The organism is Aquimarina ulvae, from assembly GCF_053613295.3.
In genome coordinates, this window is sequence record NZ_JBSIBP030000002.1 from 647,460 (window position 1) to 663,768 (window position 16,309).

The 16,309-nt window shown below is 35.0% G+C and carries 12 protein-coding genes; 7 read left to right on the forward strand and 5 right to left on the reverse strand.

Annotated features, from left to right (window positions below; genetic code table 11):
• Nucleotides 1–55: 55 nt before the first annotated feature.
• Complete coding sequence (locus ACWGOQ_RS06465; RefSeq protein WP_452055947.1) at nucleotides 56–1,735, reverse strand: helix-turn-helix domain-containing protein; 1,680 nt, start codon at nucleotides 1,733–1,735, stop codon at nucleotides 56–58.
• 103 nt (nucleotides 1,736–1,838) lie between these two features.
• Nucleotides 1,839–4,691, reverse strand: coding sequence for a WD40/YVTN/BNR-like repeat-containing protein (locus tag ACWGOQ_RS06470; RefSeq protein WP_452055946.1), 2,853 nt, complete (start codon nucleotides 4,689–4,691; stop codon nucleotides 1,839–1,841).
• A gap of 135 nt (nucleotides 4,692–4,826) precedes the next feature.
• On the opposite strand from ACWGOQ_RS06470, the gene ACWGOQ_RS06475 reads away from it, so the two are divergent.
• Nucleotides 4,827–6,146 carry an aminopeptidase P N-terminal domain-containing protein gene (locus tag ACWGOQ_RS06475; RefSeq protein ID WP_452055945.1) on the forward strand — a complete coding sequence of 440 codons (1,320 nt, stop codon included), beginning with the start codon at nucleotides 4,827–4,829 and terminating at the stop codon, nucleotides 6,144–6,146.
• Nucleotides 6,147–6,198: 52 nt separating this feature from the next.
• A complete protein-coding gene (locus tag ACWGOQ_RS06480) occupies nucleotides 6,199–6,582 on the forward strand; it encodes a VOC family protein (protein WP_452055944.1) in 384 nt (127 codons plus the stop codon).
• Here the strand turns inward: ACWGOQ_RS06480 and ACWGOQ_RS06485 are convergent.
• Both ACWGOQ_RS06485 and brnQ read right to left on the reverse strand, forming a co-directional pair.
• A complete protein-coding gene (locus ACWGOQ_RS06485; RefSeq protein WP_452055943.1) occupies nucleotides 6,579–7,919 on the reverse strand; it encodes a cytochrome-c peroxidase in 1,341 nt (446 codons plus the stop codon). The genes ACWGOQ_RS06480 and ACWGOQ_RS06485 overlap by 4 nt on opposite strands.
• 124 nt (nucleotides 7,920–8,043) lie before the next feature.
• Nucleotides 8,044–9,321, reverse strand: coding sequence for a branched-chain amino acid transport system II carrier protein (brnQ, locus tag ACWGOQ_RS06490; protein ID WP_452055942.1), 1,278 nt, complete (start codon nucleotides 9,319–9,321; stop codon nucleotides 8,044–8,046).
• Between the two features lie 62 nt (nucleotides 9,322–9,383).
• Here brnQ and ACWGOQ_RS06495 point away from each other — a divergent pair, with 62 nt between their 5' ends.
• Entirely contained in the window at nucleotides 9,384–10,163 is a 780-nt protein-coding gene (locus ACWGOQ_RS06495; RefSeq protein ID WP_452055941.1) for an alpha/beta fold hydrolase, read from the forward strand.
• Between the two features lie 214 nt (nucleotides 10,164–10,377).
• Complete coding sequence (locus ACWGOQ_RS06500) at nucleotides 10,378–10,647, forward strand: DUF1660 family phage protein (protein WP_452055940.1); 270 nt, start codon at nucleotides 10,378–10,380, stop codon at nucleotides 10,645–10,647.
• A 1-nt stretch (nucleotide 10,648) separates the two neighbouring features.
• On the opposite strand, the gene thiL is transcribed toward ACWGOQ_RS06500, so the two are convergent.
• Entirely contained in the window at nucleotides 10,649–11,695 is a 1,047-nt protein-coding gene (thiL, locus tag ACWGOQ_RS06505) for a thiamine-phosphate kinase (protein WP_452055939.1), read from the reverse strand.
• A gap of 530 nt (nucleotides 11,696–12,225) precedes the next feature.
• Here thiL and ACWGOQ_RS06510 point away from each other — a divergent pair.
• The 3 genes from ACWGOQ_RS06510 to ACWGOQ_RS06520 all read left to right on the forward strand — a co-directional run bounded on the left by ACWGOQ_RS06510 (nucleotide 12,226) and on the right by ACWGOQ_RS06520 (nucleotide 16,309).
• On the forward strand, nucleotides 12,226–13,446 hold the full coding sequence (locus ACWGOQ_RS06510) for a choice-of-anchor B family protein (RefSeq protein WP_452055938.1): 1,221 nt from the start codon (nucleotides 12,226–12,228) through the stop codon (nucleotides 13,444–13,446).
• A 67-nt stretch (nucleotides 13,447–13,513) separates the two neighbouring features.
• Complete coding sequence (locus ACWGOQ_RS06515; RefSeq protein WP_452055937.1) at nucleotides 13,514–14,938, forward strand: choice-of-anchor B family protein; 1,425 nt, start codon at nucleotides 13,514–13,516, stop codon at nucleotides 14,936–14,938.
• Between the two features lie 3 nt (nucleotides 14,939–14,941).
• Nucleotides 14,942–16,309, forward strand: coding sequence for a hypothetical protein (locus ACWGOQ_RS06520; RefSeq protein ID WP_452055936.1), 1,368 nt, complete (start codon nucleotides 14,942–14,944; stop codon nucleotides 16,307–16,309).

Consider the following 16,309-nt stretch of genomic DNA (forward strand, 5'->3'; position numbering starts at 1 on the left):
CAAGGAACAGTAAGAATGTCCGAAAAACTTGAATTTCAAAGAATTCGGACTTTTTTTAAGGTGTTTCCCTATATTCTTTTGGTGAAATACCGGTGTGTTTTTTAAAAGCGCTGTAAAAAGTAGACTTAGAATTAAAACCAGATTCTAAACCAATAGCCAACACAGTGTAGTTTGCAAACTCTGGGTTTTTGAGTTTGGATTTAGCATCTTCTACTCGAAAGTTATTTACATAATCCGAGAAATTAGTTCCGCTTGATTTATTTACCATCTGTGATAAATAGTTACTACTAATTTTTAGCATTTTGGATATACTCTCCAATCCCAAACTTGAATCTCTGTAAATTTTAGCTTCTTTCATCAAAAAATGAAGCTCCTTAAAATATAAATTATCATTGGTAATATTCGTAGTGTTTTTAATATTAATCTGGGCTAGTTTCTTTGCTGTAAGTTTTGCAATAAGTTGAAATAATAAAATATGGTGTTCATCAAAAAACCCTTCTTGAGAATGTTCAGAATCCAAAACTCCTACAACCTTACCTTCTACTATAATTGGGACTGCCAATTCAGATTTTCTACTAATATCATCTACTACATACCGTTGGTCATATGTAACATTGTATACACACTCGTATTCTCCAGATTGAGCAACTTGTCCTACTATTCCTTCCCCAATAGAAATTTCTATAGGACTAAGTATACTTCGTTCACCCTGGTTTTTATTGCCAAATGCAGCTTTTTGAACAAGTGTCTTTTTTGATTCATCAATAATATAAATTATACAGTCTTCTAATTGTAAATAGGCTATACAATTCTCTACAATATCCCACAATACATCTTCAAGCTTATTTTTATCGAATAGGGAGGTTGAAAAATAGCTAAGTATGCCTGTAATCTGTGATGGCTTATCATAATGAATTAATTCTAACTCTTCTTCAGAAAACATATGATTCAGTCCGGACATTCTGAAATTCTCTATAGCTTTTTGAACCGCTGCTTCTTCGGATTCTTTTCGTTCAGAAACCTCATTAAGGTGTTTTGAACCTAAGTATAAAAATGAATAATAAAAAAGTAAATATAAAATCCAATATGGATAATATGGGAAATGACCGTTAATATCTTTTCTTATAAAGAATAAAACAATGGTCAATAACCAAACTACGTTAAACGCAACAAAAACAACAACGATAGTCTTAATCCATTGTGTTTTTTTCTTCACCTGATTATAAGATAATCGACCAATTGTATTTTCATACTTATGAATAATCATAAGATTCCAAACACTTATAATAATATTAAATGTCAACGCAGAATTCTCGTCGACTTCTGTATGGAATATTGTAAAAACTTCTTTCGAAATCCAAGCATAATCAAAAAAAACATTGATTTTAAGTAGGGTATACAGCACAAAAAAACCAATAAATGGAATAAACAAATAGTTTCGATTCTGTACATACAGTTCTTCTTTTTTTAAATAGTAACAAATAAATGCGGTAAAATATACGGGAGATAGATATTGAAACGGAATAAAGAAAGCAAGTATCCAGGAATGCTGTTTGTGGAAACCAAAATCCATTAATAATACCTGTATAATAACAAGATTAGAAGAAATTAAGAATCCATATAGAAAACGATAGGTGCTATCTTTTTTCCAGTATACAATGAGCTTCCATAATGCAACGACAACAAGCGTCAGGCATCCTAAAAAGATCACCGTGTTATAGGGGTTAACTTTCATTACGTTGGTTAATAAACTTTTATATAAAGTAACATAAAAAGATTGATTGTCTTTATATAATTATGTAAATATATCCTAAACGCAATAAAGTTGGATTTATGTTTTATTTTACTTCAAAAGGAATTTTTTCGATTTGTTTTCCATCAGAAATGGTCACTTCGTAGGTTCCAACAGGAAGGTAATATTTATCATTTTTCTTTTTTGAAACGTCTTCATCTGGAAACTCTTTTAACAATGCTTTTCTTCCTTTGTCAGAAATCGTCAGGTCATATGTAGTATAATTCAATCCTTTATCAGAATTAACAGAAAACTCCTGAAGTGTTTTCCCGCTTTCTGTTGTAATCTTTACAGTTACCGCTCCCGCGTTGTTCGCATAAAATTTAATAGTAGTAGAGGGCTCGTACGGGTCTAACCATTTACTCCAAGAACTTCCCCAACGTGGAGAGGCTTTTCTGGCTTTCATTGGATATACATATAAACCAGAGGCAATTATCTCGCTGTCTAATTTTTGTAGTGGTTCGATATTCGTTTTGTAAATACTCCTTCCATGAGTTCCCAGTAAGAGATCATTGGCTTCTGGATGCACTACGATATCATGAACAGCAACATTTGGTATTCCTTTAGAAAATACTTGCCAGGTACTTCCTCCATCCAATGAAACATAGGCACCATTATCTGACCCTACATACAGTACATTTTCATTTTCAGGATCTTCTTTAATTACATTGACCGGTGATATCGGTAAATTTTTTCCTATATTTTTCCAGGTTTGCCCATAATCCTCACTCCTATAAATGTATGGGGTAAAATCATCCCATCGATATCCATTCAAACTCACATAAACTCTCTCTTTTTTATGCGTAGAAGCTATGACTCTAGACACCCATAAATCTTTTGGTAAATCATCCGAAATTTTTATCCAATTTCCTCCTGCATTTTTAGAAACATATACCAGACCATCATCACTACCAGTGTATAGTAGACCAAACTGAAATACGGATTCAGAAATAGACGACAATGTTCCATATGCTACATTCCCTTTTTTTCCTCCATTAGTTAAATCACCTGAAATTGCAGTCCATTGGACTCCTTGATCCATAGATCGCATTAATTTATTGCCTCCTAAATACAAAATATCCTGATTGTGAGGTGACAATAAGATCGGGGTCTGCCAATTGAACCTGTATGGAGATTCACCCAATTCATGTTTTGGTTGAATATACGTCTGTTCATCGGTAGCCCGATTTAATCTATAATAATTACCAAATTGGAATCCAGTATACACGATATTATGATCCCGATTATCGATCTGTACTTGCATGCCATCTCCTCCCATAATACTCTTCCAAGGATAATGACCGCTTTGGTGCCAAGAAGCATTTTCTTTTGCGTTTACAGCTCCAACCCATACACCATTATCTTGCAATCCCCCATAAACATTATACGGTTTCTCATAATCTACATTGATTGCATAAAATTGACCGACACTAGGTTGGTTGGCTTTGATCCAATGTTCTCCATCGTCATACGAAATATTCACCCCGCCATCATTTCCATTTATTAAGTGGTTTGGATTTTTAGGGTTGATCCAAAGTGCATGATGATCTGCATGTACATTTTCTGCACTAATACTCTTAAAGGTTTTTCCTCCATCTTTTGATTTAAGAATAGGCACCCCAGAGATATAAATATGATCTTTATTAGTAGGGTTCACCTGTATCTGAGCAAAATAATATCCATAGCTGTAAAAGATGTCATCCAGATATTCTTTGTGTGTTTTTTTCCAAGTGACCCCGCCATCATCACTTCGGTATACCTCAGCTCCAACGACGGGAGTGTCAAAAAGGGCAGCGTTTGCATCTTCTAAATATTTTGCCAGATCAATTGGTTTTACTGAACCGCTACGAACCATTTGCTTGACATTTTCTGCGCGATATTTTTCTTGGAACCCATTAGTTTTTAAATAACGATTCAATTTTTTGTCTTCGAGATTTAGAAATGCATCCACAGACATTGTTTTAAAATCCTCCTTGGAGAGCCCTGATCTTTTTTCTGTTTTTTTGCTTTCATCTCTTCTATATTGACTATCATGAACAGCATAAATAGTATTTTCATCAAAAACCGCCAGTCCAATTCGTCCTACTCCATTTCCTATAGGAAAACCGCTCCCTTCTAATGAAATTTTATTCCACGTGTTACCTGCATCAATACTTTTATAAATTCCTGAGCCATCTCCGTTCCCTTCAAAATTCCAAGCCTTGCGGTCTTTATCCCACGCTGCAGCATACATTATATCAAAATTATCTGGTGCATACGCTACATCGATAACGCCTGTCTCATTATTAATAAATAGTGTTTTGTCCCAGGTAGTTCCTCCATCCGTTGTTTTATATACTCCTCTTTCTTGATTATTAGAATACAAATGGCCGGTGACACCTACCACTACCTCTTTTGGATTATTGGGGTTTATGATAATTCTGCCAATATGATGGGAGTCGACCAACCCTACATTCTTCCAGGTTTTACCTTTATCACTGGATTTTAGAATTCCAATACCTGCATACGACGATCTGGATGAATTATTTTCTCCTGTACCAACCCAGATCGTACCATTTTTCCAATCTACGGCGATATCTCCTACATTAATCGTTTCAGCATTATCCAGAACCGGATCAAATGTTGTTCCGTTATTTACAGTATACCATAGTCCACCAGAAGCATAGGCAACATAAAATTCTGTTGTATTTTCAGGATTTACATCCACATCTACAACCCTTCCACTCATTACAGAAGGGCCAATATTCTCAAAAGGAACGTTTTTTACCAAAGATGATTTTTCGAGTTGTGTTTTCTGTAATAATCCTTTCTGAATTTCTTCAGCCGATGTTGCCGGGCGTTGCGAAAAAATAGAAATACTAATGAGTGTTAATAAAAAAGTTGATAGGTATGTTTTCATAACGATGGTAATTTAGTTGGCTGAAAGTATATAATGCTAAAATAGTGTCAAAATTTTTAGTTATTGTTTAACAATACATCCTTTTTGCTTTAGTATTTTTGAAATCCAAAATACACACCTAAAACATTAAAACACATGAAATATCACGAAATAGATAAAAATCTCTTCATAAAAAACAGAAAAAATTTTATGGCTATGATGAAGCCAAGAAGTATTGCCGTTTTTAATAGTAATGATATCTATCCTATTAGTGCTGACAGTTCCATGCCTTTTGAACAACACAGGGACATTTTTTATCTAAGTGGTGTTGATCAAGAAGAGAGTGTTTTGGTCTTGTTTCCAGACGCACCAAAAGAAAAACATCGTGAAATTTTATTTTTGAAAGAAACTAACGAACATATTGCAGTTTGGGAAGGCGAGAAACTTACCAAAGAAAAAGCTTTTGAAACCGCAGGAATAAAAACAGTATATTGGTTACAAGATTTTGAAAAAGTTTTCTTCGAGATTATGACACAATGTGATACAGTATATGTAAATACCAATGAACATTACAGAGCAAATAACGAAACAGAGACCAGAGAAGACCGCTTTACAAAATGGTGGAAAGCTAAATACCCTGCTCACACAGTAGCTAAGAGCAACCCTATTCTACAACGATTACGCTCTATAAAAGATCCAATAGAATTAGACCTGATGCAAACTGCTTGCAATATTACTGAAAAAGGATTCAGAAGACTTCTTGGTTTTGTAAAACCAGGTGTTTGGGAGTATAATATTGAAGCCGAGCTATTGCATGAATTTATCAATAACCGATCCAAAGGTTTTGCCTATACGCCAATTATCGCAAGTGGTAATAATGCCAATGTATTGCATTATGTAGAAAACAACCAACAGTGTAAAAAAGGGGAATTGATACTTATGGATGTTGCGGCAGAGTATGCCAATTATTCTAGTGATTTAAGCCGTACTATTCCTGTATCTGGTAAATTTACTGATCGTCAAAGAGCTGTTTATAATGCTGTGTTGCGAGTGAAAAATGAAGCTACTAAAATGTTAGTACCAGGGACTATATGGGCTGATTATCACGTAGAAGTTGGCAAAATGATGACTTCAGAATTATTAGGGCTTGGACTAATTGACAAAGCTGATGTGCAGAAAGAGGATCCGGATTGGCCGGCTTATAAAAAATATTTTATGCATGGTACTTCTCATCATATAGGGTTGGATACGCACGATTATGGAATACTTACAGAACCGATGCAGGCAAATATGGTTTTCACTGTAGAACCTGGGATCTATATTCCTGATGAAGGATTTGGAATAAGATTGGAAGATGATGTAGTGATACAAGAAAAAGGAGAGCCTTTTAACTTAATGGCTAGTATTCCTATTGAAGTTGAAGAAATTGAAGAATTGATGAACAGGTCATTTTATGATCTTTTTTTGAAAAATTAGAGAATATTTATAACGGTTTTCTCGTTGCATGTCAAACCGTTAAAGAATATCTATGCAACGAATGAAAATTACAGCAGGTCATCAGCAGGCAATGCCTTATCTGGTTATTAAAAATGCTGATGATTTTATTGAATTCATCAGGAAAATATTCAATGCTCAGGAAATGATCCGTAAAGTAGATACTGCTTATAAAATCGAACATTCTGAAGTGGTAATAGGAGACACTACTATTATGATCACAGAAGCTTCTATAACGTATCCAGCTCAACATACATCGATGTACGTATATGTAAAAGATACAGACCAAACCTACTATAATGCAATTGATGCAGGGGCTACATCCCTAATGCAACCCATGGAAGAGGATTACGGTGCTCGCGGAGCTGGTTTTAAAGATCCTTACGGCAATACCTGGTGGATAGCTACCTTAAATTAATCGCATCCCAAGTCTTCTCTGGATATGTTATCATTGTTAGGAAAACAATTTCCTGAATTAATAGATCCAGGTACGTACCTGTTCAATTCAGGATCTCGTAAGCTATTCTCTATAAAAGAAGTCATATTATCAATTTCTTCTTCTGTAAGATTTATCGTTCCAAATTGAGGCGCTAAGTTTGCTGCAGTTGCTTCAGTATTTTGTGGAACTCCCTGATTTTTATAGGATATTACATCTTTTACCGAAGTAAAAGTTCCTCCGTGACCATAAAATCCATTGTCTACTACGTTATATAATGTTGGTGTCTTAAATTTAAAATCATCATCAGGATTATTGGTAAAACCACCTCTTCCTCTTTTTACGTTTTGCATGTTAACATCTGACAAAAGCATAGCCTCATTAGTATCATCAAAATCTCCCATTCCAAAAGAATGGAATTCTTTATCGTTTAAAGCAGGTCCTGTATGACACTCATAACATTTTCCTTTTCCAAAAAAAGCAATCGCCCCTTTTTTCTCTGAGTCGCTTAATGCGCTATTATTACCTTTTAACCAGTCTTGCCAAGGAGATCTATTAGCTAACAACGTTCTCTCATAAGCCGCAATAGCTAAAGCTGCATTATCTTTTGTATATCTTTCGTTTTCTGCTACATCAGGAAACGCTGCATCAAAAAGAGTTTTGTACCCAAAAGTATTTACAAACTCAGCATCTATTAGTAATCTATGTACTTTCTGACCCTTGATAGCTTGTACTTCGATCCCTTGAAACCCTAAAAAGTTTTCCTGAATATTTGTCCAACTAGCTTCCGTTCCTGCATTCGTACCTGTTCCTCCAAATTGTCCATTCCAAAGCATCACATCCTGATAAGCTACGTTTAATAACGTCGGTGATTTTACAGGTTGTACGTCTACAGAGTCTCTAGGAACTTCAGAGTTAACAACCCTTTCTTCTCCTCTTATTCCGAAACCAACTCCACACTCACCGACTCCTTGTCGTAATCCAGCACCAAAACCAGCCGCAGCTTGATGACAAGATGCACAGGAATAAGTTTCTTTCATTTCTGAAATTTTTGGGCTTCCTCCTGTAGCGGTCTCATGTAATAATAGTTTTCCTAGAGCAACTTTTTCCGTTGTTATAGGGTTTAATGGATCTTGTGGAATACTTGCATAGTCGTCACTCTCAGGTAATATGAAGAATGCTGCCCCTTCTCCGTTAGATGCATCATCTAGTGCACTCAGCAATTCAAAATCCAAATTGGACGTAATTGGAATGTAATCATCCTTTGTACACGAAAGTATTAATAAAGCAGTAGCTGCTATAATGGTAAGTTTTTTCATCGATATATGTTTTCCCCTTTATTAAAAATTCTTATGCTAACATTCATAATAAAACGTTAAAGCATGCGAATTTAACAAAAAAGGCAATGCCGTATGTTATTTACTTTTTAAAAATAACACATCATTACTTTCTAATTGTTAATTTGATAAAAATGTTACTAATAACAAAACTAAAAAAAGCGGGTAACAACCAAGCTAAACTATATTGGCCAAGAGGAATAAATTCCAGCAACGGCTGTACTTCGTCCCGAAAACCGATAGATGTCATGAAATCTGGAAAACTAAATAGAACTGTTACGATTACAACAGTTCTGAACACGGAAGAAGAAATGAACTTTTCTGGTAGTACATTTAATAGTATCAATATAATAGTAATTGGGTAAATAAACATTAAAGCAGGAACGGCTACCACAATAATATCATGTACATCCAATTGACCCATGACAACGCCAAGGATACACCCTACAATCGCTGTAAGGATATATGCTTTCTGAGACTCTCTGAATAAACCTTTTATAAAATCTGAAGTTCCTGTTACAATTCCAACAGCGGTGGTAAAGCACGCTAAAGAAACTAAAACACTTAAAAAAACGTTTCCAATGTTTCCTAAGGTTCTTAAACTTATGCCTGATAATAATGCTGTTCTGCTTATGTCACTTTCAAAATCACCATTAAACAAGGCTCCATTATATATCAATCCTGTATACACGATAAATAGTCCTATTCCTGCAATAATACCAGAATTACGAATTAACTCTCGATTTTCTATGAAGGTTTTCTTGTCTTTTAATCGAAGAGAAATAATTATCACTCCTCCTACAACCACCGCGCCGATAGCATCAAATGTTTGATACCCTTCCAAAAGACCTGCTATCATAGGTATTTCAAAATCCGAGGCTTTCATTGGAAAATGAGTAGAAAAAATTCCTATACATATAATGCTAAGAATTACCATAATGATTATCGGTGTAAGAAACTTTCCTATAATATTCAAGATTTTTGACCTGTTCAGCACAAAAAACAATACGAAACTAAAGTATACTCCGCTTGTCAATAGAGAACCAGTCCCAAAAAAAGGTTGGATCGCTATCTCATGGGTTACTGAAGCTGTTCTTGGTGATGGCAGTGCAATTGAAATTGCATATACGATCAGACAATAAACGAGGCTAAATGAAGGAGACACTTTCTTTCCGAAATCCATCATAGTTCCTTGCAATCGAGCGTGTGCAAAAATCCCAAGCAACGGAAGCACGACAGCGGAGATAACAAAACCAACAGCAACCCAGAACCACATCTCGCCAGCTTTGAAGCCAAGGTTAGGGGGTAAGATCAAATTACCTGCACCAAAAAACATTGAGAACAAAGCAAATCCTGTGACAAAAGTTTCTTTATTAAATCGCATTTGGTTAGGTTTATATCGCTTAAACGATTATTGATAAAAAAGCTGAAATATAAAATTTCAAAATGACATTAGCATACAAAGGCATTCAAATTCATTACAACACCTTCGGAAAAGGTACACCTTTGATTTTTTTACACGGTTTTCTCGAAAACTCAAGAATGTGGGATGAGATCGTTTCTCATTTTTCTAAGATGTACACCTGTATTACTATTGATTTGCTAGGACACGGAAAAACAGATTGTATTGGTTATATCCATAGAATGGAAGATATGGCAGCCGCAGTTAAAGCCGTTTTGGAGAACATCAAAATTGATGACGCTGTATTTATTGGTCATTCTATGGGTGGGTACGTTTCTTTAGCATATCTAGACTTGTTTCCTGAAGGAGTTTCTGGACTCGTGTTGCTCAATTCCAGTTCGTTTGCAGATAGTCAAGAAAGAAAGAGAAATAGAAGCAGAGCAATCGATATTGTTAAGAAAAACCCCAACGCTTACACTAGTATGGCTATTGCTAATCTGTTTGCTGAAGAAAACCGTTCAAAATTTTGTGATCAAATCAAGTCCATAAAAATTCAAGCTTCCAAAACTCCGCTGCAAGGAATCATTGCTGCTCTGGAAGGTATGAAAATCAGAAAGAATCGCGCTTCGGTTTTATTACAATTTAAAAACCCAAAAATAATTTTTGCTGGAGAAAAGGACCCGGTACTACCATACCAACAGAGCATTGATGAATCTAAAAAATGTAGAACAGATTTAATCTCATTTAATGGGGGTCATATGTCTTATATAGAAAATTTTAACGAGCTTCTAAAGTTGCTAGATCGTTTTCTTGCATCTGCGTAATTTTTTCTACTTTATAACAATCTAGGCAGATATACGAAACCATTATCTACAATTAATTTAATCGATTAAGTGCTTTTTTTATAGTCAAAAATAGTGTGAAATAACATTTGCAAGCGATTATTGAAGTTTTTTTAAAATTTTTTCTTACAAACTAGTGTTACTAACTAAAAAAATCTTATTATTGTATTGATAATGAACTTTTAACCCCTCAAGAATGAAGAAATATACCCCACATTCGTCATTTTCCATTTCTAGAATTTACTGCTCTTTATTTGGTCATGATTATGTTATCTCTAAACAAGTGACACACCATATTAAAGAATACACGTGCTCACATTGTAGAGAACAAGCCACAACCAATAGTAGAGGCAGATTAGAAGTGATGACGCCAAAACTTAAAGAAATTAATGATGCATTAGCTTCTGTACACGCCAAGAAAATTGCTAGAAAGAAAAGAGAAATTAATTTTCAGGCTGCCTCGTAAATTATTCTTTAATTGGATTCCAACCTTGTGCAATAAGTTCTATTTTTTCGTTTGCCCTAGTTACTAATCCAATTCCACTTTTCTCATCGGTCATATGACCAATTACCGTAAGATTTGGATTTGCTTTGATCTTTGGGAAATCTTCCTGTTTAATCGTAAACAATAATTCGTAATCTTCTCCTCCGCTAAGAGCCACAGTAGTGCTATTTAATTTAAATTCCTCACAAGTAGAAATAACTGAAGGATCCAAAGGTATCTTTTCTTCATACAAGTTTACTCCAACTTTAGATTTTTTACATAAATGAATAACTTCAGAAGATAACCCATCACTAATATCTATCATACTGGTTGGTTTTACCCCCAACGCTTTAAGTAGTTGAGGAATATCTCTTCTGGCTTCAGGTTTTAGTTGTCTTTCTATCAAATATGAATATTGATCTAGATCTGGTTGCAAATTAGGATTTGCTTTATATACTTGTTTTTCTCTTTCTAATATCTGAAGCCCTAAATAAGCGGCTCCCACATCGCCAGTAACTACCAACAGATCATTTTCTCTAGCACCATCACGATATACTAAACTTTCTTCGTCTGCAAAACCCACAGCTGTTATGCTAATCATTAATCCGGTTGTAGAAGAAGTGGTATCACCTCCAACTAGGTCTATGTTATATATTTTAGTTGCTGTTTGAATTCCGGCATATAATTCTTCCAATGCTTCTAAAGGAAACCTGTTGGATACAGCAATAGAGACTGTGATCTGCGAAGCAGTGGCATTCATTGCATACACATCAGAAAGGTTTACTATTACTGCTTTATAACCCAAATGCTTCAGCGGTACATAAGATAAATCAAAATGTACTCCTTCAATTAGCAAATCTGTAGTCAATACACATTTTTTATTTTTAAAACCCAAAACTGCCGCATCGTCTCCAATACCACGAATGGTAGATTCTTGTTTGATTTCAAAATTTTTACTTAAGTGCTCTATCAAACCAAACTCTCCTAATTCTGATAAGGATGTCTTTGATGTATTTTTATCTTCAATCATATTGCAAAGGTAGCGAACATGCTGAATCCATTCCATAAAAATCCCAAAAATCCAAGAGTAATTTGTTTATTTTAAACACATTTTCGGTGATAATTTACCGCAGTCGAATCATTTATAACTGCTTCCTCTAAAAATAAAATGCCTGAAATTTTCGTTAACTTATGACTCCTTTCTGCCACAGTAACCAATATATAGCCATTGCGATTATTAATTATGTTTTCCGGGAACAATATATTTACCCAACGGGGTTCTTCTTTCTGCCTTATATACACGATGTATGATTACTCAATTTATAAATAGGTTAAGATCTCCGTTTTCATCAAATTCCGTATATACGCCTAATGTCATATTAAAATTTCCTCTAACTTCTTCAATGTTTATAAAACCTAAGAAGTTTTTGTGACCTCATTACAAGTTGAACATACTTTTTTTTACTACCTTCCATTCCTAAGATTTGTAGGGTATTTTTGTACTTACTTGTTATATATATGCATCCTGCAACCAGTTAATAGAAACTAGTATTTTAAAATATGAATAGGTACCTAAGCAGTATAATATATGTTTTGTACATTTTGTTATTTCTTAATTGTAGCAGTGATAATGAAAATAACAACGACAACCCTATAAGTTGCTCTGCCCAAATTTCAGGGGGAATTTATCCTAATTGTGGAGTTAATTTTATCTCGTCAATATCTCTTTCTGTAATGGAAGCTTCTAGAGGGAGTGATAGCTGGGGATGGACAGATCCCATTGATGGTAAAGAATATGCCATTATGTGCCTTAATAATGGTACTGCTTTTATAGATATTTCTAATCCTGAAGTTCCAATATACTTAGGAAAATTGCCTACTGCCACAGAGAGCAGTTCCTGGCGTGATGCCAAAGTATATCAAAATCATGCTTTTATTGTTAGTGAAGCACCAGGTCACGGAATGCAGGTTTTTGATTTAACAACATTAAGAAGTGTAACCAATCCGCCACAAAATTTTACAGCAAATACTACATATACTGGTTTTGGAAATGCACACAATATTGTCATTAATAAAAATACCGGTTTTGCATATGCTGTGGGTACATCTACTTTTGGCGGTGGTCCACATTTTATAAATATACTGGACCCAACGAATCCAATAGCGGCTGGAGGTTTTGTTTCTAATGGTGGAGACGCGTATAGTCACGATGCTCAAGTTATAACGTATAGTGGTCCAGATGCTGATTACATAGGAAAAGAGATTTTAATAGGCAGTAACCAAATAGAAATTGTTATTGCGGATATAACTGATAAGAATGATCCCAAGACGATCTCTACAATTAGTTATGCCAATGTAGGGTATACCCACCAAGGCTGGTTTACGGAAGATCAGCGATTTTTCTTATTAGGCGATGAACTTGATGAACAAAGAGTCGGCTTCAATACAAGAACGATTGTGTTTGATTTTGAAGACCTTGACAACCCTACATTTCATATGGACTATATTGGCCCTACTGCGGCGATTGACCACAATGGTTATGTAAGAGGTAATAAATTTTATTTAGCTAATTATAGAGCTGGAATCAGAATCATTGATATTTCAGATATTGAATCACAATCTATGAACGAAATTGGTTTTTTTGACACTTTTCCATCTAGTAATGGAGTAGGTTTTAATGGTGCCTGGAATGTCTATCCTTATTTTGAAAGTGGTAACATTGTTATAAGTGATATGAACTCGGGGTTTATATTAGTTAAAGAGACCTCCGAACAAAACTAGTTCATACTAAAAATACAACAACTAAACATAATTTAACGTCATTTTACTATTAAAACCTAAATACAACATGAAAAAACTATTTTTATTAAACCTAATGCTGCTATCCTATGGGGTTCATTCTCAAACTATATGTGAAAATGGAATGGCCGGATCCTTTCCTTGTAATGATTACGATCTGATGGCTCAGATTTCATTATCTACCATGGCAGGCAATTCGGGCAATGATAGTTGGGGTTGGACTGATCCTTCTGATGGAAAAGAGTATGCAATTATTGGGCTAAATAACGGAACCGCTTTTATTGATGTTTCTGACCCCTTAAACCCTATATATTTAGGAAAACTACCAACAGCTACATCCAATAGTTCGTGGAGAGACATAAAAACATATCAAAACCATGCCTTTATTGTAAGTGAGGCATCTAGTCACGGAATGCAAGTGTTTGACTTAACCAGATTAAGAAATGTAACTAACACTCCGGAAACATTTACTGCAGATGAACGTTATACTGGTTTTGGTAATGCACATAATATTGTCATTAATGAAGATACTGGCTTTGCCTATGCGGTTGGAACATCCACTTTTAGTGGGGGACCTCATTTTATAAACATACAAGACCCTAAAAACCCTGTAGCCGCTGGTGGCTTTGTATCCTCTGGTGGAGACCCTTATTCTCACGATGCACAAGTTATTACATACAATGGTCCTGACACAGAACACGTGGGAAAAGAAATTCTTATAGGAAGCAATCAACTAGAAGTCGTTATTGCTGACATTACAAATAAAGACAATCCAGTTACTTTATCAACCATTGGATATTCTAATATCGGATACACTCATCAAGGGTGGTTTACAGAAGATCACCGTTATTTTTTATTAGGTGACGAGTTTGATGAGAGCAATGTTGGGTTTAATACCAGAACGATCATTTTTGATTTTGAAGATTTAGATGACCCAAAAATTCACATGTCTTATAACGGCCCCACACCAGCAATAGATCATAATGGATATGTAAAAGGAAATAAATTTTATCTTGCTAACTACAGAGCTGGTTTACGTGTCATTGACATTTCTGATATTGCAAATAAAAATATAACTGAGATTGGTTCGTTTGATAGCTATCCTTCTAATGACAACGCTGGATTTAATGGTTCCTGGAACGTGTATCCCTATTTTAATAGCGGGAACATTGTAATCAGTGATATCGAAAGAGGGTTTTTGCTCGTTAGGAGAAGTAATACTTTGAGCATAAATGATTTTACACAAAAATCAGAGTTTACTATGTATCCAAACCCAACAAAATCTATAATTACAATTGACGGTGCGAATGCATCTAATTTGGAAAAAATAGAAATATTTAATGTTCTAGGGAAAAAGATGCAGGAAATTACAGAATTTAACAATTCGCAAAATATCGAACTTTCTCTTAATTATGCTCCAGGAATATACTTAGTGAGAATAAATGATTCAACTAAAAAGCTAATTATTAATTAATATATGAATAATAGACACAATCCCTTTCTGGTTTTCATTACTAATTTGATGCTACTTTCTTTGGTAGCATGTTCTAGTGATGATCCTTCTGTCGAACTAGTCAATCCAACTCCAACTCAGGGTTTTCTTGGTGAGATAGAATGGGTTAAAACCTTTGGTGGAAGTGGTGAAGATGAAGCATTATCTGTTATCGAGTCTGAAGATGGTAGTTATGTTGTTTTTGGTTACACCCAGAGCACTGATGGTGATATCACTGATAAAACCGCAACCGATAGTGATTATTGGGCTCTAAAAATATCTAAAGAAGGAAATGTTATCTGGAGTAATACATACGGTGGTACTGGAGATGATAGAGGTCAAAAAATAATCAAAACCAATGATGGTGGTTATGCTTTGGTAGGATATAGTAGAAGTAACGATGGAGATGTTACCACCAATGAAGGTCTTCAAGATTATTGGATTCTAAAAATCAATAGTATGGGTGATATCCAATGGGAAAAATCATTTGGGTTTCCAGGGATTGATCGCGCTTTTTCAATAGTTCAAACCCATGATAACGGATATTTTATTACAGGTTTCCTGGATGTCTCAGCCAGTAATGGAGAGGGCAATGATAATAAAACAACTTTTCAAAAACATGGAGTTGGAGAATTCTGGGGTATCAAATTAGACGCAACGGGGGATAACGAATGGAGGCGCTATTTTGGCGGAAGCAATAATGATAGAAGTTATGATGCAATACAAACCAATGACCACGGCTTTTTAATGATTGGATCCTCAGAAAGTGATGATTTTGATGTCTCTAATAACAACGGAAGTTATGATTTTTGGGTAGTTAAAGTGAACGCAGAAGGAACCAAAGTCTGGGAAAAAACTTATGGAGGTTCTGAAATTGATGTTGCATATGCTATTGCCAAATCGGGAGATGGCACATACGTTATTGTCGGGGATTCCAGAAGTAGTGATGGTGATATCTCAGAGTCCAAAGGCAATGCCGATCTCTGGATGATACAAATCGATGGAAATGGTAATCTGATTTGGGAAAAATCAATTGGTGGAACTGAGTTCGATACCGGTCGGGGAATTCAAAAGAGACAAGAAGGCGGTTTTATTATTACGGGTAACTCCAGAAGTAACAATGGTGATATAAATGAAAATCAAGGTCAAAGTGATATCTGGAATATTATAATTGACAGTACTGGAGATGTGACTTGGAAATCAACAATAGGAGGAAGTGCAGAAGAGTTTGCCGTAGGTTGTATAGAAACTCTAGACAAAAAGATCATAATTGCAGGAAGTGCTGAAAGTAGTGATTTCGATGTTTCTAATAATCAAGGCGGTAAAGACGCGATACTTATAAAATATAAATAA

What these genes read in the sequence shown, in the direction of transcription:
- ACWGOQ_RS06520 (WP_452055936.1), top strand. Translation starts at nt 14,942, where the DNA reads ATGAATAATAGACACAATCCCTTTCTGGTTTTCATTACTAATTTGATG.
- ACWGOQ_RS06495 (WP_452055941.1), top strand. Translation starts at nt 9,384, where the DNA reads ATGACATTAGCATACAAAGGCATTCAAATTCATTACAACACCTTCGGA.
- ACWGOQ_RS06510 (WP_452055938.1), top strand. Translation starts at nt 12,226, where the DNA reads ATGAATAGGTACCTAAGCAGTATAATATATGTTTTGTACATTTTGTTA.
- ACWGOQ_RS06480 (WP_452055944.1), top strand. Translation starts at nt 6,199, where the DNA reads ATGCAACGAATGAAAATTACAGCAGGTCATCAGCAGGCAATGCCTTAT.
- ACWGOQ_RS06500 (WP_452055940.1), top strand. Translation starts at nt 10,378, where the DNA reads ATGAAGAAATATACCCCACATTCGTCATTTTCCATTTCTAGAATTTAC.
- ACWGOQ_RS06470 (WP_452055946.1), bottom strand. Translation starts at nt 4,691, where the DNA reads ATGAAAACATACCTATCAACTTTTTTATTAACACTCATTAGTATTTCT.
- ACWGOQ_RS06465 (WP_452055947.1), bottom strand. Translation starts at nt 1,735, where the DNA reads ATGAAAGTTAACCCCTATAACACGGTGATCTTTTTAGGATGCCTGACG.
- thiL (WP_452055939.1), bottom strand. Translation starts at nt 11,695, where the DNA reads ATGATTGAAGATAAAAATACATCAAAGACATCCTTATCAGAATTAGGA.
- ACWGOQ_RS06515 (WP_452055937.1), top strand. Translation starts at nt 13,514, where the DNA reads ATGAAAAAACTATTTTTATTAAACCTAATGCTGCTATCCTATGGGGTT.
- brnQ (WP_452055942.1), bottom strand. Translation starts at nt 9,321, where the DNA reads ATGCGATTTAATAAAGAAACTTTTGTCACAGGATTTGCTTTGTTCTCA.
- ACWGOQ_RS06475 (WP_452055945.1), top strand. Translation starts at nt 4,827, where the DNA reads ATGAAATATCACGAAATAGATAAAAATCTCTTCATAAAAAACAGAAAA.
- ACWGOQ_RS06485 (WP_452055943.1), bottom strand. Translation starts at nt 7,919, where the DNA reads ATGAAAAAACTTACCATTATAGCAGCTACTGCTTTATTAATACTTTCG.